The sequence below is a fragment of the Pseudomonas sp. P5_B2 genome (assembly GCF_056400445.1).
The window spans coordinates 1-1,038 of sequence record NZ_JBFULH010001080.1; the positions used below are offsets into that span (position 1 = coordinate 1).

Sequence of the window (1,038 nt, forward strand, 5' to 3'; positions counted from 1 at the left end):
CCCTGGATGCGGTCGATATGGGTGCGGGCAATCCTGGCGATGTCGTTGGCCCAATCTTCCCAATGGTGGCGGTTGCCGCATTTCTCGACGATCTTGGCGTAGATGGCCTTCTCGATTTCCCCCACTTCGTAGGTCAGCTCAGCCTGCTGGGTCATCTGGCCTTCGGCATCGTGCCTCGGGCGCTTCTCGCCGATGCCGTATTGGCCTTTGCCTGCCTTGCCGTTGCTCGTGCCACTAGCTTTTTTCGTCTTCTTGTCGGTCTTGTCGGTGATGGCGATGACTTCCATCTTGCGCGGGTCTGAGCCGATCAGATCGAGCTTGTTGACCATGGCGTCGAAGCTGTCGTCGTGGGAACGCAGCGCCTGGAGTACCTGCCAGACCACCTTGTAGGTTTGGTTGTCGTTGAGGGCTTCGTGAGGCTCCATCCCCGCAGGAATCACCACCGGTAGCACCACGTAGCCACGCTTTTTGCCCGGTGCATTGCGCATCACGCGGCCCACCGATTGCACCACGTCCACCTGGGAATTACGCGGTGTGAGGAAGAGCACGGCATCCAGCGCCGGCACATCCACGCCTTCAGACAAGCAACGCACGTTGCTGAGGATGCGGCAGGTGTTGGCCGGGGATTCTTCCTTGAGCCAATTGAGCTTGGCTTCCTTCTGGCTGGCATTCATGCCGCCATCGACGTGCTCGGCCTCGCAGATCAGGCGCGAAGATTCGTCGATTTCTTCCGCCTCCTGGTAAGCCTCCACCACCGACTGGAACATGCTGGCGATATTGATGGAGCTGACCTTGTGTTTTGTGCCCTTGTAGTTGGGTGAAATGACCTGGCAGAAGGCTACGGCGCGCTTCATGGGCTCATCATCACCTACCAGTTGCTCAGCCAGCCCCTGCTTGGCCAACGCCTTCCAGCAGCCGACGATCTTGGCGRCATCGTCCACCTTGAGCTGGTTGTTTTCGTCCTTCAGCAAGTCCTGGAGGCGGCGACTGATGGCTCTCTCTTCGACGGTGAGTACCAGCACCTTGTAGTCGGTAAGC

1 protein-coding gene is annotated in these 1,038 nt (G+C 59.0%); it reads right to left on the reverse strand.

The annotated features are described in order from the left end of the window. On the reverse strand, positions 1-1,038 hold a 1,038-nt coding region (locus AC1DRJ_RS29315), incomplete at both ends, for a helicase-related protein (protein ID WP_477805204.1).